This window comes from Micromonospora sp. CNZ286 (genome assembly GCF_014207755.1).
Window position 1 is genome coordinate 2,578,307 of sequence record NZ_JACHIZ010000001.1, and the last position, 19,631, is coordinate 2,597,937.

General features: G+C 73.2%; 14 protein-coding genes. 10 read left to right on the forward strand and 4 right to left on the reverse strand.

Annotation, left to right across the window (positions count from 1 at the left end; all coding sequences use genetic code 11):
* Complete coding sequence (locus tag FHX31_RS11595) at nucleotides 1-939, reverse strand: 3-oxoacyl-[acyl-carrier-protein] synthase III C-terminal domain-containing protein (protein WP_047892608.1); 939 nt, start codon at nucleotides 937-939, stop codon at nucleotides 1-3.
* Nucleotides 940-1,010: 71 nt separating this feature from the next.
* On the opposite strand from FHX31_RS11595, the gene FHX31_RS11600 reads away from it, so the two are divergent.
* The 5 genes from FHX31_RS11600 (at nucleotide 1,011) to FHX31_RS11620 (ending at nucleotide 6,316) form a co-directional block, all read left to right on the forward strand.
* Nucleotides 1,011-2,171 carry a glycosyltransferase gene (locus FHX31_RS11600; protein WP_184976094.1) on the forward strand — a complete coding sequence of 387 codons (1,161 nt, stop codon included), beginning with the start codon at nucleotides 1,011-1,013 and terminating at the stop codon, nucleotides 2,169-2,171.
* 85 nt (nucleotides 2,172-2,256) lie between these two features.
* The gene (locus tag FHX31_RS11605) at nucleotides 2,257-3,234 is read left to right on the forward strand and encodes a daunorubicin resistance protein DrrA family ABC transporter ATP-binding protein (protein WP_013286857.1); all 978 of its coding nucleotides are present in this window, start codon (nucleotides 2,257-2,259) and stop codon (nucleotides 3,232-3,234) included.
* Between the two features lie 23 nt (nucleotides 3,235-3,257).
* Nucleotides 3,258-4,022, forward strand: coding sequence for an ABC transporter permease (locus tag FHX31_RS11610; RefSeq protein ID WP_013476421.1), 765 nt, complete (start codon nucleotides 3,258-3,260; stop codon nucleotides 4,020-4,022).
* 116 nt (nucleotides 4,023-4,138) lie between these two features.
* Nucleotides 4,139-5,791, forward strand: coding sequence for a class I adenylate-forming enzyme family protein (locus FHX31_RS11615; protein WP_396853885.1), 1,653 nt, complete (start codon nucleotides 4,139-4,141; stop codon nucleotides 5,789-5,791).
* A gap of 45 nt (nucleotides 5,792-5,836) precedes the next feature.
* Nucleotides 5,837-6,316, forward strand: coding sequence for a hypothetical protein (locus FHX31_RS11620; RefSeq protein WP_013286854.1), 480 nt, complete (start codon nucleotides 5,837-5,839; stop codon nucleotides 6,314-6,316).
* A gap of 31 nt (nucleotides 6,317-6,347) precedes the next feature.
* On the opposite strand, the gene FHX31_RS11625 is transcribed toward FHX31_RS11620, so the two are convergent.
* Nucleotides 6,348-7,931, reverse strand: a complete 1,584-nt coding sequence (locus FHX31_RS11625; protein WP_184976097.1) for a ricin-type beta-trefoil lectin domain protein — start codon at nucleotides 7,929-7,931, stop codon at nucleotides 6,348-6,350.
* Nucleotides 7,932-8,456: 525 nt separating this feature from the next.
* Between FHX31_RS11625 and FHX31_RS11630 the strand changes: the two genes are divergently transcribed.
* From FHX31_RS11630 to FHX31_RS11645, 4 genes are all read left to right on the forward strand, one after another.
* Complete coding sequence (locus FHX31_RS11630) at nucleotides 8,457-9,458, forward strand: glycoside hydrolase family 11 protein (RefSeq protein ID WP_184976100.1); 1,002 nt, start codon at nucleotides 8,457-8,459, stop codon at nucleotides 9,456-9,458.
* Between the two features lie 139 nt (nucleotides 9,459-9,597).
* A complete protein-coding gene (locus FHX31_RS11635; protein ID WP_184976103.1) occupies nucleotides 9,598-10,026 on the forward strand; it encodes a Fur family transcriptional regulator in 429 nt (142 codons plus the stop codon).
* A gap of 23 nt (nucleotides 10,027-10,049) precedes the next feature.
* On the forward strand, nucleotides 10,050-12,326 hold the full coding sequence (gene katG, locus FHX31_RS11640; RefSeq protein ID WP_013286850.1) for a catalase/peroxidase HPI: 2,277 nt from the start codon (nucleotides 10,050-10,052) through the stop codon (nucleotides 12,324-12,326).
* A gap of 368 nt (nucleotides 12,327-12,694) precedes the next feature.
* Nucleotides 12,695-14,899, forward strand: a complete 2,205-nt coding sequence (locus tag FHX31_RS11645) for a carbohydrate-binding module family 20 domain-containing protein (protein ID WP_184976106.1) — start codon at nucleotides 12,695-12,697, stop codon at nucleotides 14,897-14,899.
* Between the two features lie 53 nt (nucleotides 14,900-14,952).
* Here FHX31_RS11645 and FHX31_RS11650 read toward each other — a convergent pair whose 3' ends face one another.
* Nucleotides 14,953-15,474: an RICIN domain-containing protein gene (locus FHX31_RS11650; protein ID WP_013286848.1), complete on the reverse strand. Its 522-nt coding sequence runs from the start codon at nucleotides 15,472-15,474 to the stop codon at nucleotides 14,953-14,955.
* Nucleotides 15,475-15,668: 194 nt separating this feature from the next.
* Here FHX31_RS11650 and FHX31_RS11655 point away from each other — a divergent pair, with 194 nt between their 5' ends.
* A complete protein-coding gene (locus FHX31_RS11655) occupies nucleotides 15,669-18,443 on the forward strand; it encodes a helix-turn-helix transcriptional regulator (RefSeq protein ID WP_184976109.1) in 2,775 nt (924 codons plus the stop codon).
* Here FHX31_RS11655 and FHX31_RS11660 read toward each other — a convergent pair.
* Complete coding sequence (locus FHX31_RS11660; protein ID WP_091327128.1) at nucleotides 18,371-19,585, reverse strand: MFS transporter; 1,215 nt, start codon at nucleotides 19,583-19,585, stop codon at nucleotides 18,371-18,373. The genes FHX31_RS11655 and FHX31_RS11660 overlap by 73 nt on opposite strands.
* Nucleotides 19,586-19,631 lie beyond the last annotated feature (46 nt).

Genomic DNA, 19,631 nt, shown 5'->3' on the forward strand with positions numbered 1-19,631 from the left:
TCAGTGCTCGAACACCATGGCGGCGAACGTCGCGCCGTCCCCGGCGCCCACCGCCGCGACCAGGTAGCGGTCACCCGGCCGGAGCAGGTCGCGCTCCCGGGCGGTGCGGTAGTTCACGAACGCGTCGGCGCAGAACACGTGCCCGGTCTCGGTCACGTTGTCCAGCAGCACCCGGTCCAGCGGCAGCCCGATCAGCCGGCACAGCCGCTTCCAGGTCATCAGGTTGACGTTGTGCGGTAGCACCAGCCGCAGCTCGGACAGCGCCGTCCCGGCCCGGTCCAGCGCGCGGCCGATCACCTCGGCCAGCGCCGGCCGGTACGCCCGCTGGAACCGTGCCGGGGACTCGCCGCCGGCCACGTCGAACTCGCCCCGCTGGTGGCAGGCGTACGCGAGGAGCCGGTCCCGGCCGCCTCCGGCGCTGAGCAGGCAGGCCGAGGAGCCCTCGCTGAACACCGACGTCTCGGGGATGAACTGGGCGTCGCGGGTGAACGCCTTCTCACCGGTGAGCACCAGCGCGAGCGGCGGGCCGTCGGGCGTGTCCGGTTCGGACGCGAGCAGCCGCCCGGCCACGTCGATCGCGGCCAGCGCGCTGGCGCAGGACTGCTGGGTGAGCGTGAACGCGAGTGCGTGGCCCAGCCCGAGCGTGCGGCACACCTCGTGCAGCGGGTTGACCGGATAGGGGGTGACCACCGGGAACGCCCGCCCGTACACCACGAACCGCACGCGCTGCCGTAGCGCGGGAAGCGCGGTCAGGCCGGCCGCCGCGTGCAGCAGCAGGTCGGTCAGGGACAGCCCGGGGTCGCGACGGACCTCGGTCAGGCCGTGGAAGCGGCGGAACAGGCGGACCTGCATGTCGGTCAGGCCCAGCGGCGCGGCCAGGCTCTCGACCGGCACCCGGCGCTGCGGCAGGAACACCGAGACGGCGTCGATCGCCGTCATACGCGTACCGTCACGCCACGGATCAGATCAGTGACGCCGATGGATGTCAACGCGCGTGCGATCATATCGACGTGGCTCGTTTCCTCTTCGTCGTGCTGCCGGTGGAGTCCCATCTGCACGCCCCGGTCGCCATCGCCCAGCAACTGGAGGCGGCCGGGCACGAGGTGGCCTGGGTCGGGCCGCGCAGCGACCTGCGTCCGCTGGTCGGCCCGGACGCCACACTGTTCCCGACCGGCAAGCGCTACTACCGCCCCGACGGCGCGTCCGGGCCGGACTCCGTGCGCAGCCTCTGGGAGGGGCACGTGCTGCCCGCCAACCGGTTCATCCGCGACGCCGCCGACTCGGCGGTCGAGCGGTACCGGCCGGACGTGGTGGTGGCCGACCAGTACGCGCTGGCCGGCGCGCTCGCCGCGCACCGGCGCGGGCTGCCGTGGGCGACGTTCTGCGTCGGCATGCTGGAGCTGACGCCGCCGACCGGGGAGATGCCCGAGTTCACTGACTGGGTACGCGCCCAGGTCCGCCGGGTGTGGGCGATGACCGACGTACCGGTGGACGAGACGATCGACCTGCGCTTCTCGCCGTACCTCGTGATCGGGCTGACCACCACGGCGCTGACCGGCCCGGCGCCGCTGCCGCCGGGCTGCGTGCTCACCGGGCCGGCGCTGGGACGGCGGCCGAACGCGCCCGTGTTCGCCTGGGACGCGTGGGATCCCGGCCGCCGGCACGTGCTGGTCACGGTCGGGACGATGGCCGAGCACCTCGCAGCCGACTTCTACCGGCGGATGACGGCGGCGACCGCGCCGCTCGCCGACCGGGTCCAGGTGATCCTCACCGCCGCCCCCTGCCTGGTGCCCGACCCGCCGCCGCACGTGCTGGTCGCGCCCCGGGTGCCGGTGCTGGAGCTGATGCCCCGGCTGGACGCGCTGGTGTCCCACGGTGGCCTGGGCACCGTCTCCGAGGCGCTGGCACACGGCGTGCCGGTGGTGGTCGCGCCGATCCGGCACGACCACCCGGCGGTGGCGCGTCAGGTGCGCCGGGCCGGCGCCGGCCTGGAGGTCTCCTTCGGATCGGCGACCCCGGCGGAGCTGACCGCCGCCCTGATCGCGGTGCTCGACGAGCCCGCGTACCGGGCGGGCGCGCGCCGGGTGGGGGAGTCGTTCGCGGCGGCCGGCGGCGCCCGCGCGGCGGCGACGCACCTCGCCGCGTTGGCACGGACGGCTCCCGACGCCTGACGCATCGACCGTTGTCCAACAGTCGGGGCCGAACTAGCCTGACCTGACGCACCCGCGCAGGCGTCGTGCCGCACGAGGAGGCTCGATGATCGAGGCCACCGGCCTACGCAAGTCCTTCCGGGTCGGGCGCGGGCGCGGCGCCACCACAGTCGACGCGGTACGCGGCGTCGACTTCGCGGTACGCCGAGGCGAGATCGTCGGGTTCCTCGGCCCGAACGGCGCCGGTAAGTCCACCACGCTGCGGATGCTCGCGACGCTGATCCGGCCCAGCGGGGGAGCGGCCACCATCGCCGGTGTCGATCTGCTGCGCGCGCCCGCACAGGTCCGGCGGCGGATCGGCTTCGTGGCGCAGGCCAGCGGCACCTACGACGACTCCACCGCCCGGCGGGACCTGGTGCTCCAGGCCCGGATGCACGGTCTGTCCAAGTCGGTGGCGCAGGAACTGGCAGCCGGGGCGATCCGCGCGTTCCAGCTCGACGACTTCGCCGACCGCAAGATCAAGACGTACTCGGGCGGACAGCGCCGCCGTCTCGACGTGGCACTGGGTGTCATCCACTCGCCGCAGGTCATGTTCCTGGACGAGCCCACCGCCGGGCTCGACCCGCCCAGCCGGGTCCGGATGTGGCAGGAGGTACGGCGGCTGCGCGAGGAGGGCATGACCATCTTCCTCACCACGCACTACCTGGACGAGGCCGACAGCCTCTGCGACCGGGTCTCGATCATCGACGCCGGGCGGATCGTGGCCGAGGGCACCCCGTCGGCGCTCAAACGGGAGATCTCCGGTGACGTGGTCGCGATCGACTTCGCCGCCGCCGACGTCGCGGGCGAGACCGGCGGCGACCTGCCGGCAGCGACGAAGCTGCTGGCCGAGGCGCCGTACGTGCACGCGGCCGAGCCGGTCGACGGCACGCTGCGGCTCTACGTGGACAGCGCCGCCACCGCCATCCCGCAGATCATGCGGGCGCTCTACGACAGGGGCATCGAGCCCGGCGCGATCGAGGCCCGCCGGCCCAGCCTCGACGACGTGTTCCTGGCCAAGACCGGCCGGTCGCTCGCCGAGTGACCGGACGCCGAGAGGAGTACGGCGTGAAACTCGTCCGCGACACCTGGCTGATCTTCCAGCAGGAGGCCGGCCTGATGGTGCGCAACCCGGTGATGGTCGCGTTCAGCCTGGCCCAGCCGATCACCTACCTGATCCTCTTCGCGCCGTTCCTCAAGGTGGTGATGGTCGACCGGGGCGCCGCGTCCTACGCCGACGCGTACCGGATCTACGTGCCCGGCCTGTTCGTGGCGATGGGCCTGTTCGGTGGCCTGTTCGCTGGTTACGGGCTGCTCAGCGCGCTGCGCGCGGGCATCATCGACAGGTGCCGGGTGACGCCGGTGAGCCGGACCGGCCTGCTGCTGGGCCGGGCGCTCATGCACGTGTGCCTCAACGTGGTGCAGGCCGTCGTGGTCACGCTCGTGGCGCTGCCGTTCGGCCTGCGGGTGCACCTGGCGAACCTGCTGGTGTCGTACGCGCTGCTGTCGGTGATGGTGCTGCTCAGCACCTCGATCTCGTACGACATCGCGTTGCTGGTGCGCAACGAGAACAGCCTCGGCGTGCTGGTGAACACCGTCGGGCAGCCGGTGTCGCTGCTCGCCGGCGTGCTCATCCCGCTCGTGCTGGCGCCGATGTGGATCCAGCGGGTCGCGGTGTGGAACCCGTTCGCCTGGGCCACCGACGGCATGCGCGCGCTGTTCGCCGGCCAGATCACCCAGACCGTGGTGTGGCAGGGCGCGCTGATCATGTCCGGGCTGGCCGCCGCCAGTCTGTTCTGGTCGTCGCACCTGTTCAACCGCGAGGTCTCCTGACCATCCGTACATCGACCATTGTCTCAGCGTGGCGGGCGCTCTAGCCTGATCGTGTCCCCGCTCGGCGGCCGGTACGGGGCGCGGCCGTGACGCGTGTCAGCTGAGGAGGCCACTCGTTGGGTGCCGACAACTTCCGGGCGACGCTGGCGGCCGACATGGAGCTGGGCGCGGGCAACGTGCTGCTCAGGCTGGCCGAGCACGGCGCCGACATGGACATGCCCCGGGTGACGTTCGACGCCGACGTCGACGGCATCCCCGCCTGGACGCCGCTGTCGCTGGCCACGCTCACCGACCGGGTCGCGGCCCGGGCCGCCTGGTTCCGGGCGCGCGGCGTCCGCCGGGCCGACCCGATCGCGGTGTACGTGACCTCCGCGCCCGACGTGTTCCTCAACTTCCTGGCGCTGACCTGGCTCGGCGCGATCCCGGCGCTGATGAACGGCAACATGCCGGTCCCGCTGGCGGCCGAGTTCATCAGGCGGCTGCGCGGGGCCGGCGTGGTGGTCGACGCCGACCACGCCGCGCTGGCCGGGCACGACCTCGGCGTGGAGATCCTCGGCGACGCGGCGCAGACCGGCACCGGCGACCCGGCGCAGGCACCGCCGCACCACCGGCACCACCCCGAGGAACCGGTGGTCATCACCCACTCCTCGGGCACCACCCGGGTACCTGCCGCGATCGTCCACTCGCACCACGGCCTGTTCGCCGCGATCCGCGCGGTCCGCCTCACCGAGTCCCGGCCGTACGGCGAGGTGCGGGAGATGTCCGCGCTGCCGGCCGCGCACGCCGCCGGCATCATCACGCTCAACCAGGCGCTCTGCAACGGCTACCAGCTGCTGTGCCTGTCCGCGCAGGGCGGCCCGTTCGAGCGCAGCGCGGAGACGATCCTGGACGCGATCGAGCGGTGGCGTCCCACCGGCGTCTTCGGCTTCGCGGTGACCTGGTCGGAGCTGGCCCGGGTCGACCTGACCACCCGCGACCTCAGCTCGGTGCGCAACTGGTTCAACACCGGTGACTGCGCGCACGAGGCGCACGTACGCCGGCTGGTCGCCGTCGGCAGCCACCCCGCGTACACCCGCGACGGCATGGTCGACGTCCCGGGCTCCAAGTTCGTCGACATGCTCGGCTCCACCGAGATGGGGCACGGCGCGTTCCGGATCACCCACCGGCTGGGCAGTGACCGCTACGACCGCTGCGTCGGCAGGCCGTACCCGTTCGCCGAGATCGCGCTGCTCGACGTGGACACCGGCGAGGAGGTCCCGCCGGGGCAGGTGGGGCACGTCGGCCTGAAGTCGCCGACGCTGGCGCTCGGCTACTGGAACGACTCGGTCACCACGTACCGGACGCGGCTGGGCGGCTACTACCTGACCGGTGACCTGATGTACCGCGACGCGGCCGGCGACTACCACCACGTCGACCGGGCCAGCGACGCGGTCGACCTGGGCGGCGGCACCTGGCTGTACACCGCGCTGTCCGAGGAGCGCATCCTCCGGCACTGCCCGGACGTCCGCGACTGCACCGTCCTCGCGGCGGCGGGGGAGGACGGCACGACTGTGACCGACGTGCTGCTCCTGCTCACCGCCGACGCCGATCCGGCAGCCGACCGTACCGGCCTGGTCCGGGCCGCGCTGGGGCCGGCGGTGGCCGCGACGCTGCGCCGGGTGGTGACGGTCCCCGACGACGACGTGGTCATGGGGCCGACCGGGAAGGTGCGCAAGTTCCTGATGCGACAGCGGCTGCTGGCCGACGCCGGAGCGCCCGGCGCGGGCTGACCGGCGGGGGATCGACGGTTGGCACGGCCGTGCCAGAATCCAGCCGTGTCCTACCTCCCCTCGCAGCCGTACCCGCCGATGCCCGGCGGCGTCAGCCCGCTGATCGCCTACCCGCACCCGATCACCCCGCCGCCCGGCTGCGGCGTGCTCGTCGTCTCGGTGAACCGCGGGCCGTACCTGATCCCCGTGCCGGCGACCAGCCGCTTCAAGATCGACCGCCAGGTGGTCGCCATCCCCGGTGAGGGGACATGGCACGTCGCGGTGCCGGCCGGCGCGCACGACATCCGGTACACCGACTTCATGGGTGTCCCGATCGTCACCACGACGCTCGCGGTGCAGCCGGGGGCCGCGCACCACCTCGCGTTCCGCTTCGGCGGGTGGCGCAACCGGGTGTACGACGGCTACGGCACCGACGTCACCCGGTTCGGCATGTGGTCCAACTACAGCGTCATGCTGGTCCTGCTGGCCGTCGTCGGCGTGGCCTGCTGCGGGGTGCTCGGGCTGGCCGTGGGCTCGAATCCCTGATCCGGTCCGGCCAGCGGGCCCGGTCGCGCGGCTAGCGAAGCGACCAGGTCTGCTTCACGTTGAACACGCAGGTCCAGGCGTTCAGCGGTGCGCCCGCGGCGTGCCCGTCGACGTCCAGGCAGCGGTCGGTGGCCCGGTTGAACAGCGACCGCCGGCCCTGGCTCTCGATCCACTCCCACTTCTGCGCCGGGTTGCCGCTGCACCACGCCGTCTGCACCGGTACGCCGTCGCGCTTCTCGCCCCAGGCCACGTCCAGGCAGAGGCCGCCCTCGACCCGGACGCTGCCGTCGGACGCGAACGTCCACCACTGGGAGCGCTCCTCCCGGCAGGCCCGCAGCACGACGCGTACGCCGTCACCGCTGCCGCCGCTGGCGCACAGGCCGGTCTCCTTGCCGACGAGTTGCTTCGCGCCGGCCGGGCGGACCGGTGCGGCCGGCTTCTCCGGTTCCTTCGACGTGCCCGCTGCCGGCGACGACGTGGACGGGCGCGCGGCCGACGAGGCCGGCGGCTTCGGCGTCCGGGTGCCGGGCGACGGCGTGCCGGAAGTCGCCGGCGTGCCCCGCAGCCGGCCGTCGAGGGCGTAGAAGTCGGTGAACTCCCGGACCGTGCGCAGGAACTCCTGCGTCCTGGCGTCGAAGTCGCCGCCGGTGTGGCGCACGGCGTCGGTCCCGTCGCGGTGCGCCGCCAGCGCCAGCAGGTCCGGGTCGCCGTCGAGCGCGGCCAGTTCGCGCCGCAGCGCGCAGAGCGTGGCGCCGGCCGCCGGTACCGCTGCCTGCGGATCCCACGGCGAGGCGCCGGACGGGCCGTACGCACGCCACAGCTCGGGCCGGAACTGGGCGATGCCCTTGCGGCCGCCGTCGCCGAGCAGGTTCGGGTCGAACCCGGAGGAGGCCATCAGCTGCGCGGCGACAGCGGCCGGCGGCACCTGCGGGCACACCGAGCCGGCCCGCACCACGAGGCGGACGTACGCGGCGGGGACCGCCTTGGGCTGCCGGCGTTCGCTCTCGCGGTTCGCCGGGCCGGTCTCGGCGAAACCGTCCTGCCGGCCGTAGTAGGCGGCGTACCGGCTTGCCTCGTCGACGTACGGGACCGCCGTCGAGGGCACCCCCTCGGCAGCGCGTACCTCCTCGAACCCGGTGTGGAACGCGGCGAGCGACAGCCGCCACGGGTCGCCGGGGACGGCAGCCGCGCGCACCTGCCCGGCCAGGTCGCACATGTGGTGGGCGAGCGCGAGGATGTTGGCGGCGCTGTCGGTGCGCTGCGCGTCCGGCCACGGCGCCCAGGTCCGCCACCGCTCGTCGTCCAGCCCGGCCAGGCCCCGGCCGCCGGACGCGGTCCGCTCGGCCCGCGCGTCCAGACCCGATTCGGCCATCAGCTGCCCGGCCAGCCGCGCCGGGGTCAGCGCGGGGCAGGACCGGGCCGCGGTGCGGATCGTGGTCAGGTGCTCGGCGGAGACGGTCCGGGCGGCCGGCTCGTCGTCGCGGGCGGCGGCGACGCTCCCGCTGAGGGCGGCGACCACCAGGCTCAGCGCCGCCAGCCCGGCGGCGCCGGCGGCGACCACGCCGCGCGGGATCCGGCGCGGCCGCGGGCGCGCGCCGGGGGCATCGGGTGTCACAGGGCGGTCCTTCCGGTGATGACGTACGCCGGACGGGTGCGCGACGTCCTCGGTTCACCCGGCCGGAATCGGGTCCGACTCCGGTCCGGCCGTCATTGAACCGACCGACCGGCGAGCCGTCAAATGTGGACTGTCCGGCCCGGCCCCGCCCGCTCGCGCGCGCCGAGCAGCAGGGGCAGCGTTGATCCGGAACAGGTCCGAAAAGTTTCGGAATCCGGTCGCCTTCAATGGCTTCCGGGCGCCCTTCGCCGACATGTCGACATTGGTCGATGCTCTTTTCCGGCAGCCGCAACGGCCGTTCAGGGCCGGACAGCGGTTACCACAACATTTCCGGAACTTGTTGACAGGATGAACCGGGCCTCCAATACTGTGGCCATCGGCGTATCTCGATTGACGTCGATGTCCGACCATCACCCGTGGCGCGGCTGTCGCCCCGGTCCCGCCGTCCGCGGGCGGGCGAGCACCCGCGGCTCGCGCCACCGGAAGCTGGCCGCCCGCCAGCCGTCACAGGGAGGAAACCCGTCCATGAAAGACGCCCCCGTCCGTACGGGCATCCGCAGGCGCGGACGCCTCAGGATGGTCCTCGGCGGCGCCTGCGCCGTGGCGCTGATCGCCGCCGGGGCGACGGCCGTCGCGTCAGGTCCGGCCTACGCCGACACCACCGTCACGTCGAACTCCACCGGCACCAACAACGGCTACTTCTATTCCTTCTGGAAGGACAGTGGCAACGTCTCCATGACCATGGGCAACGGTGGTCAGTACAGCACCCAGTGGAGCAACATCAACAACTTCGTCGCCGGCAAGGGCTGGAACCCGGGCGGCCGCCGCACGGTCAGCTACTCCGGCAGCTTCAACCCGTCCGGCAACGCGTACCTGACGCTCTACGGCTGGACGCGCAACCCGCTCGTCGAGTACTACATCGTGGACAGCTGGGGCAGCTGGCGCCCGCCGGGCAGCGGCTACATGGGCTCGGTGTCCTCCGACGGCGGCACGTACGACATCTACCGCACCCAGCGGGTCAACGCCCCCTCGATCGAGGGCACCCGGACGTTCTACCAGTACTGGAGCGTCCGCCAGTCGAAGCGCGTGGGCGGCACCATCACCTCCGGCAACCACTTCGACGCCTGGTCGCGCTACGGCATGAACCTCGGATCGCACGACTACCAGATCCTGGCCACCGAGGGCTACCAGAGCAGCGGCAACTCCAACATCACGATCGGCGGGACCGGCGGTGGCAACCCGACCACCCCGCCGCCGAACAACGGTGGCTGCACGGTCAGCGTGAGCCGGGCCGAGGAGTGGGGCGACCGGTTCAACGTGACCTTCTCGGTCAGCGGCACCAGCAACTGGGTGGTCAACATCCAGACCCAGGGCGGGCAGAGCCTGCAGAACAGCTGGAACGCCTCGATCAGCGGCACCGGCGGCACGCTCACCGCGCGCCCGAACGGCAACGGCAACAACTTCGGCATCACGCTCTACAAGAACGGCAACAGCAACACACCGACGGCGAGCTGTTCCGCCGCCTGAGCCCTTCTCCGGGGAGGGGGTGCCGCGCGCGAGGCGCGCGGCACCCCCGTTTTCGTGCGCCCGGACCCTGCTGGTGTGACGGCCGACACACCTGGGCAAAAACTTGATTCATTCCAAAAGACCGGACTAAGGTCGTCGCATGACGGCCGACTTCGAGACGCAGCTCCGGGCGGTCTCGTTGCGGGTGACCCGGCCCCGCGTGGCGGTGCTGGCCGCGCTGAGTGACCACCCGCACGTCGACACCGACACGGTGATCGCCCTGGTCCGCGCCGAGCAGCCCACTGTGTCCCACCAGGCGGTCTACGATGTGCTCCGGGCACTCACCGACGCCGGGCTGATCCGGCGCATCCAGCCGGCCGGCGCCACGGCCCGCTACGAGTCGCGGGTGGGAGACAACCACCACCACGTCGTGTGCCGTTCCTGCGGCGCCATCGCCGACGTCGAGTGCGCCGTCGGCCGCGCCCCCTGTCTCACCGCCTCCGACGACCACGGCTTCGTGGTGGACGAGGCGGAGGTCGTCTACTGGGGCACCTGCCCCGGCTGCGCGGCCGACCGCACCGCCCAGTGATCCGCCAGTTCGGAAGGAAGCAGATGAGCGACACCCAGGACAACCGGCCCGTCAGCCCGCAGGGCGTGGACGCCAAGGAGGCGGCCGGCTGCCCGGTCGCGCACGACTCCGTGACCGCGCACGGCAGCGAGAGCGAGAACCCGGCGATCGACTCGCCGACCCCGAAGACCGGCGGTCGTCCGCGCAGCAACCGCGACTGGTGGCCCAACCAGCTCGACCTGTCGGTGCTGCACGCCCACTCGTCCAAGGGCAACCCGCTGGGCCCGGAGTTCAGCTACGCCAAGGAGTTCGCCAAGCTCGACGTCGAGGCGCTCAAGCGGGACATCACCGAGGTCCTCACCACCTCGCAGGACTGGTGGCCGGCCGACTTCGGCCACTACGGCGGCCTGATGATCCGGATGAGCTGGCACGCCGCGGGCACCTACCGCATCGAGGACGGCCGCGGTGGCGCCGGCGACGGCGGGCAGCGCTTCGCCCCGCTGAACAGCTGGCCGGACAACGCCAACCTGGACAAGGCCCGCCGGCTGCTCTGGCCGGTCAAGCAGAAGTACGGCCAGAAGATCTCCTGGGCCGACCTGCTGGTGCTCGCCGGCAACGTGTCCCTGGAGTCGATGGGCTTCAAGACCTTCGGCTTCGGCTTCGGCCGTGAGGACGTCTGGGAGCCGGAGGAGATCTTCTGGGGCCCCGAGGACACCTGGCTGGGCGACGAGCGCTACGCCTCCGAGAAGGACATGGTGGCCGGCGTCGGCGCGACCGAGATGGGTCTGATCTACGTCAACCCGGAGGGCCCGCGCGGCAACGCCGACCCGCTCGCCGCGGCGCACTTCATCCGCGAGACGTTCCGCCGGATGGCGATGAACGACGAGGAGACCGTCGCGCTGATCGCCGGCGGCCACACGTTCGGCAAGACCCACGGCGCCGGCCCCGCCGACCGGCACGTCGGCCCCGAGCCGGAGGCCGCGCCGCTGGAGGCGCAGGGCCTGGGCTGGCTGAGCACGTACGGCGAGGGCAAGGGCGGCGACACGATCACCAGCGGCCTCGAGGTCACCTGGACCGACAAGCCGACCCAGTGGAGCAACCGCTTCTTCGAGATCCTCTTCGGCTACGAGTGGGAGCTGACCACCAGCCCCGGTGGCGCCAAGCAGTGGGTGGCCAAGGACGCCGAGGCGATCATCCCGGACGCCCACGACCCGTCGAAGAAGCACAAGCCGACCATGCTCACGACCGACCTGTCGCTGCGCGTGGACCCGGCGTACGAGAAGATCTCCCGCCGCTTCCTGGAGAACCCGGACGAGTTCGCGCTGGCGTTCGCCAAGGCCTGGTACAAGCTCCTGCACCGTGACATGGGCCCGGTCAGCCGCTTCCTCGGCCCGTGGGTGCCCGAGGCCCAGCTCTGGCAGGACCCGGTGCCGGCCGCCGCGCACGACCTGGTGAACGACGCCGACGTCGCCGCGCTCAAGGCGAAGGTGCTGGAGTCCGGCCTCACCACCGCCCAGCTCGTCTCCACCGCCTGGGCCTCGGCCGCGAGCTACCGCTCCACCGACAAGCGCGGTGGCGCCAACGGCGCGCGGATCCGGCTGGAGCCGCAGCGCAACTGGGAGGTCAACCAGCCCGAGCAGCTCGCCACCGTGCTGGCCACCCTGGAGGGCATCCAGCAGGAGTTCAACGCCGCCGGCGGCGCCCAGATCTCGCTCGCTGACCTGATCGTGCTGGCCGGCTCGGCCGCTGTCGAGCAGGCGGCGCGCGACGCCGGCGTCGAGGTGACTGTGCCGTTCCACCCGGGTCGTACCGACGCCACTCAGGAGCAGACCGACGTCGAGTCGTTCCGGGTGATGGAGCCGCGCGCCGACGGGTTCCGCAACTACCTGCGGCCGGGCGAGAAGACCCAGCCGGAGGTGCTGCTCGTCGACCGCGCGTACATGCTGAACCTGACCGCGCCGGAGATGACCGTCCTGGTCGGCGGCCTGCGCGCGCTCGGCAACAACGTCGGCGGCGCCGCGCACGGCGTGCTCACCGACCGGCCGGGCGTGCTCACCAACGACTTCTTCGTCAACCTCCTCTCCCCGGGCACCCGGTGGAAGGCGGCGGAGTCCGAGGAGCACGTGTACGAGATCCGCGACCTGGCGACCGACCAGGTGAAGTGGACCGCCACCGCGGTCGACCTCATCTTCGGCTCCAACTCGCAGCTGCGGGCGCTCGCCGAGGTCTACGCCAGCGACGACGCGCGGGAGAAGTTCGTCCGCGACTTCGTCGCCGCCTGGACGAAGGTCATGGAGCTGGACCGCTTCGACCTGGCCTGATCCGTCACATCTGAGCGAGCCCCGGTCCGTCGCGACGCGACGGGCCGGGGCTCGTCCGTGTCCGGCGGGTGCCGGGCGCACCCGGCCCGCAAACGCTGGAAAATCTGCTCGGAAGTTGCGATCGTCCCGCGAAGCGGGTCGTCCCGTCCCGAGCAGCGGGATCTCGGTCGAGCGCCGACTCTCTCGGTCCAGCGTGGATCGCCGCTGGTGGCCGGGAATCCGAGCCCACTCGTGTTGCCTGCTGGTTTCGAAAACTTTGCCGCAAGCTCTTGCAAAGACTTTCATGGATGGCGCATGGTGTTCGCTACCCGGGACGGCCGCCCCACCCCCGCTCACCCTTTCGAACCCACGGAAGAGGTCCCCCGACCATGCAATCCGCCAGGCCACACCCCCGTGGCCGCGCCGGTCGCCTGCTGCTCGCCGCCGCGCTCGTCGCGGCCGGCGGCACGGTCGCCGTCGCCGCTGCCACCACCACCCCCACCCCCGCCCGCGCCGCCGTCGTCCTGAACGACAGCGAGGTGACCGCCAACCTCTGGGAATGGAACTGGAACTCGGTCGCCGCCGCCTGCACCGACCACCTCGGACCGGCCGGCTACGGCGCGGTGCAGGTGGCGCCGCCGCAGGAGTCGGTGAAGCTGCCCGCCAGCGCCGACGGCGCCTACCCCTGGTACGAGGTGTACCAGCCGGTGTCGTACAAGCTGGACAGCCGGTTCGGCAACCGCCAGCAGTTCGCCGCCATGGTCACCGCGTGCCACAACGCCGGTGTGCGCGTCTACGTCGACGCGGTCGTCAACCACATGGCCGGCACCAACAACCCGGCCGGCACGCGCGGCTACGCCGGCACCGAGTTCTCCGGCTACAGCTACCCGGCCGTGCCGTACGGCGCCGGCGACTTCCACCGCCCCGGCGACAACTGCCCGACCGGCGGCGCGATCAGCGACTGGAACAACGAGGCCCAGGTGACCAGCTGCGAGCTGCTGTCGCTGTCCGACCTCTACACCGAGAAGGAAGCGGTCCGCAACAAGATCGCGGGCTACCTCAACGACCTGATCGGGCTCGGCGTCGACGGCTTCCGGGTCGACGCGGTCAAGCACATCCGCAAGGACGACTTCGCGGCCATCCTGGGCAAGCTGAACAACACCGTCGCCGAGGGCCGGCGTCCATACGTCGCGCAGGAGATCTTCGACGGCGCCAGTAATCCCGCGTTGCAGGCCCGGGCGTACATCGGCAACGGCGACGTGCTCGACTTCGCGTACGCCAAGGGCATCCGCTCGGCGTTCCAGGGCTCGATCTCGGCGCTGGCGAACGTGCCGAACTGGAACCTCGACGCGCCGAGCGCCAACGTCTTCGCCATGGTCACCAACCACGACCTGGAGCGCGACGGTGTGGTGCTGTCGTACAAGAACGGCACCGACTACGTGCTGGCGAACTACTTCGCGCTGGCCTACCCGCACGGCAAGCCGTCGGTCTACGACAGCTTCACCTGGTCCAACCGCAACCAGTCCCCGCCGCACGACGGCACCGGACGGGTCACCGACACGACCTGCGGCGCCGCCTGGAACTGCCTGAGCCGCACCACCGGCGTCAAGGGCATGGTCGGCTGGGCCAACGCCGCCCGGCCGGTGAAGACCGTCTCGGACTTCACCACAGTGAACAGCAACGTGATCGGCTTCCACCGGGGCGACCGGGCCTGGATCGGCGTCAACGACTCCGGCTCGGCCACCACCGCCACCTTCGTCACCGGGCTCGCCGACGGCCGGTACTGCGACGTCATCTCCGGCGTCGCCACCGGCAGCGGCTGCACCGGCTCCACGGTGACCGTGTCCGGCGGCCGGGCCACAGTGACCCTCCCGGCCAACGACGCGGTCGCGATCCACGTGAACGCCCGGCCGGGTGCCAGCCCGTCCCCGACCGCCTCCCCGACCGTGTCGCCGACGGCCTCCCCGACCGCGTCCCCCACGGTCAGCCCGGGTGACCGGATCGCCACCACGTTCACCGTCGCCGCGAACCTGGCCGCCGGGCAGGACGTCTACGTCGTCGGCAGCATCCCCGAGCTGGGCTCGTGGACGCCCGCGAACGGCGTCAAGCTCGCCGCGCAGGGCGGCGGCACCTACCGCGCCACCGTCAGCCTGCCCCGGTCCACCGGCGTGGAGTTCAAGTTCGTCAAGCTGACCACCGCCGGTGCGGTCACCTGGGAGTCCGGCGCGAACCGGACGTTCACCACGCCGGCCACCGGCACGTACGCGGTGACCGAGACGTTCCGCGGCGACACCGTCAGCACGGCTGTGGCCACCACGTTCTCCGTCACCGCGACCACCGTCTACGGACAGAACGTGTTCGTGGTCGGCAACGTCCCGGCGCTCGGCGGCTGGAACCCGTCCGCCGCCGTCGCCCTCTCGTCCGCCGCCTATCCGGTCTGGCGGGCCACGGTCGACCTGCCCGCGAACACCGCTGTCGAGTACAAGTACGTCAAGAAGAACCCGGACGGCACGGTGATCTGGGAGTCCGGCGCGAACCGGACGTTCACCACGCCGGCCGGCGGCACCCGGGCCGTCAGCGACACCTGGCGCTGACGATCGTGCGGCCCGTCCCCCTCACCCCTGGGGACGGGCCGCATCCGCGCCGGTCAGACGGCCGCGAACGACCAGACCTGGGCCGGGTTGCCGAAACCGGTGCAGCGGTAGATCTGGACGGTCGCGCCGTCGGCGTCCGATCCGCCCCGCACGTCCATGCACCGGCCGCCGATCTGCGACTTGATCTGGTGCACCCCCGCGAAGGAGTTCGGGTCGACCGTCCACTTCATGCTCGACGTGCCGGTGCAGGCCCACTGCTGCAACGGCGTGCCGTCGGCGTTCACCCCGTTGCGGACGTCCACGCACATGCCGCTGAACTGGTTGACGAACGTGTAGGTGTCCCTGCCCACCGGCGACCAGCGCTGCACGGCCTGGCCGTCGCAGGTGCGCTGCACGACCCGGCCGCCGAGCGACGACGGGGCGCCGGACCGGTCCACCTCCAGGCACTTGCCGCTGCCGTAGTTGACGATGGCGTAGTGGCCGGTCGCGGCCTGCGCCGGCGGGCCGGACGCCACCCCGAGCCCGGTGGCGAGCAGTCCCGCCGCCAGCACCCCGGCGGCTCTCTTCCCGATCATGGTGTCTCCCCTCGGAGTCGTGTCGCCGTCCCGGATGCGCCGGTGGTCACCGGCCGGACGACTGGGGACGACGCTAGGGATCCGCGACGGCCACCGGATCCGGGTTCCTCCTAGTCGACGAGGCCGCGCGAGCCCCCTGTCGGGTTCGCGTCGCGCCCGCCCGCCCGGACGACGCCGGCGGCTAGCGTGCGGTCATGGGCAGTGGTCCGGCGCCGGCCGGTGCCGTCGGCACGGCCACGGACACCGGCGGGGACGCCCTGCTCGGGCGCGCCGACGAGTGCCGGCGGCTCGGTGCGCTGCTGGCCGACGCGGTCGACGGTCACGGCGGCGCCCTGGTGGTGCGCGGCGCGGCGGGCGTCGGCAAGACGGCGCTGCTGGAGCACTGCGCCGCCCGGTCCACCGGGATGCGGGTGCTGCGCGCCACCGGCGCCCCGTTCGAGGCGGAACTGCCGTTCTCCGCGCTGCACCAACTGGCGCGCCCGCTGCTGCACCGGCTCGGCGATCTGCCCGCGCAGCAGGCCGACGCGCTGCGTACCGTCTTCGCCATCGGCGGCGGCTCCCGTCCGGTCAACCGGCTCGCCGCGTACGTGGCGACGCTGAGCCTGCTCACGACGGCGGCCGAGGACACGCCGGTGCTCTGCCTGGTCGACGACGCGCACTGGATCGACCCGGCCTCGGCGGAGGCGCTGCTGTTCACCGCCCGGCGGCTGCTCGCGGACCGGGTCGCCGTCGTCTTCGCGGCCCGCGACGCCCCCGCGTTCCCCGCGCCCGGCCTGCCGGAGCTGCCGCTGACCGGTCTGCCGCGGGACGACGCGATCCGGCTCGCCATGCGCGCCGGCCTGGACCCACGGGTCGCCGCCGACCTGGCGGCGGCCACCGCCGGCAACCCGCTCGCGCTGACCGAACTGCCGGCGACGCTGTCCGAGGAGCACCGCAACGGGTGGCTGCCGCTGCGGGAGCCTCTCGTGCTCGTCGAACGCATCGAGATGACCGTCCTGGCGCACGCCCGCGGGCTCCCCGACGACACCTGGCGCGCGCTCGTCGCCTGCGCGGTCACCGAGGCCAGCACCCCGGCGCTGCTGGAGCGGATCCTGGCGGCGGACGGGCTGCGCCTGGGCGTGCTGGACCCGGCGGTCGACGCCGGGCTGATCCGGGTGACCGATCGCGAGGTGACGTTCCGCCACCCGCTGACCCGCGCCGCTGTGCACTCGGTCGCCGGCCCCGGCCGGCGGCGGGCCGCCCACCTGGCGGTGGCCGCGGCGCTGACCGGCGACGACACCGCCGACCGCCGGGCCTGGCATCTCGCGGCCGCCACCACAGTGCCCGACGAGGGCGTCGCCGCGTTGCTGGCCGACTCCGCCGAGCGGGCGCAACGCCGGGGCGGCGTGGTGGCCGAGGCGCGCGCGTACGAGCGGTCCGCCCGTCTCACACCGGACCCGGACGTACGCGCGTCCCGGCTCGCCGCCGCGTCCCGCGCCTGGGCCAACGCGGGCGCGAGCCGGCACGCGATCACGCTGGGGGAGGAGGCGATCGGGCTGACCCGGCGCGCCGACCTGCGTTGCCGGGTCAAGCCGTTGCTCGCCCACCTGGCGCAGCAGCACTGTGACACGGAGGGCGCCGAGGCGTACCTGGCCGACGCGCAGGCGTACGCGCAAGCGGATCCGCTCGGCGCGGCCCGGCTGATGAGCGCCCGCGTCAACCAGTTCTGGGCGCGGCTGGACGTCACCGGCATGGTGCCGCTGTGCGCGCGGGTGGCCGAGCTGGCCGCCGCGGACGCCGGCGCGACCTGGCCGAAGGGGCCGATCCGGCTGGCCGCGGCGCAGGTGCTGGCCGGGCTGCCCGAGGGGGTCGCGTCGGCCCGTGCCCTGGTCACCGCCTGCGCCGGCCACGCCGACGGCTCGGCGGCGGAGCTGGCCGAGGTGTTCTGCTGGATCGGGGACCACGACACCGCGCGTGCGCTGCTGGAACCGGAGATCGACCGGGCCCGCGCCACCGACGACGTGTTCCTGCTGGCGTACGCCCTGCCCCGGCTCGCCGGGCTGGAGTGGCGCACCGGCCGGCTGCACGCGGCCTACCAGGCCGCCGCCGAGGCGGTCCGGATCGCCGAGCAGGTGGCGCTTCCGGTGCTGCGGGCGGAGGCGCTGGCCGTGCTGGCCCTGGTGGAGGCGCTGCTCGGCGAGGAGCCGGAGGCGCTCGCGCACGTCGAGGACGCCCGTCGTCTCCTGCCGGGCGAGTTCCGGGAGATCGAGGTCCGGCTCCGCTACGCCACCGGGATCGCGGCGGTGGTGGGCGCGCGCTGGCACGACGCCGTGACCGAGCTGGAACGGGTCCGCCGGGCCCAGCGCGACGGCGGCATCGCCGAACCGGGGTGGCTGCCCGTCGCGGCCGAGCTGGCCGAGGCGTACGCGCACCTGTCCGACCCGCAGCGGTCGGCACGGCGGTTGCGCGACCTGGCCGGTACGGGTGGTGCCGCCGCCCGCGCCGCCTCCGCGCGCGTCGAGGGCCTGCTCGCCGGCGAACCGGACCTGGACGAGGTCTTCGCGGCGGCGCTGGCCCGGTGTGATCCCGCCGTCGTCCCGCTGGAACGGGCCCGGACGCTGCTGAGCTACGGGCAGCGGCTGCGCCGGGCCCGCCGTCGCCGGGACGCGCGGGTCCAGTTGCACGCCGCGCTGCGGTTGTTCGAGGCGCTCGGCGCACAGGGCTGGGCGCGGCGGTGCCGCACCGAGATCGACGCCACCGGCCGGCGGCCGCCCGAGCCCGGCGACCGGACCGTCGACCGGCTGACCGGCCAGGAACGCCTGATCGCCCTGCACGTGGCGGAGGGCCTGACGAACCGGGAGATCGCGGCCCGGGTCTTCCTGTCACCGAAGACCGTCGAGTACCACCTCGGCAACGTCTACCGGAAGCTGCGGCTGCGTTCCCGGCCGGAGCTGATCCGCCACCTGTCCGGCCCGCCGGCCGCCGGTTGACGACGCGGCCGGACGGCCGCCGCCAGTGCCGCGGCCAGGCACGCCACAGCGGCGAGCACCAGCGGCGGCCGGCCGCCGACCGCGACCGCCGCCGACCCGAGCGGGATGGCCAGCGTGATCGGGCCGAACATCGCGGTGTTCGCGGTCCCGGCGACCCGCCCGAGCATCGCCTGCGGCGTGTACGTCTGCACGGCGGTGACCGCCGCGACGAGCGTCCACGGCAGACCCACACCGACGACGACCGAGGCGGCCACAGTGCCCGGCCACCAGGGCAGGCAGCGCCCCAGACAGCCGGCGGCGAACAGGACCGCGCCCGCGGCACCGACCGTGATCTCGCCGTGGCGACGGACGAGCCGGCCGACGACGAGCCCGGCGAGCAGTGACCCGCCGCCCTGCGCGCTCGCCAGCACACCGAGGAACGTCGACGGCAGCGCCAGGTCCGTCACCACCACGTCGTACAGCGCTGCGGTGGTGAACCCGGACATCGCGATGGACACCGCCGCGAGCGCCACGGGTACGCGCACCGCCCGCCGGGCCAGCAGCGCGGCGAGGCCGTCCCGCACCCCCGCCGGGCGTGCGGCCGGGGGAGCGGGGGCGGTCCGCGTCAGGCGCAACGCGCCGTACAGGGCGGCCGCGAGCACCGGTACGGCGGCGGCGAGCACCGCGACGACGTGCCCGCCCCGCCACGCGTACAGGCCCGCCCCGGCCAGCGGCGCCACCAGCTTCATGCCCTCCTGTGCGCTCGACCGCCAGCCGTTGACGTCGGCCAGCCGGGCCGGGGGGAGCGCGGCGGGCAGCAACGCGGTCTCGCCGGCGTCGACGAGCACGTAGCCGATGCCGTAGGCGAGCGAGACGGCGTAGATCAGCCACGCCTCGCCGGGCCCTCGCACCGCCAGCAGGCTCAGCAGCGCGGCGGCGAGCGCGAGGTCGACACCGATCACCAGGGGACGCCGGGGCACCCGGTCGAGCAGGCCGCCGAGCCACGGTCCGGCCAGCGTCGGGGCGTAGACGCAGAGCCCGGCCAGCGCGGCGAGCCCGGTGGAACCGGTGAGATCGAGGATCCAGATGCCGGAGACCAGGGCCATGGCGCTACCGCCGGACAGCAGCGAGACGGCCACGAACAGGACGGCGTTGCGGCGCATGGATCCCCCGAGAGGTTGAGTCTGGTGGACTCACATCCTCCGGAGT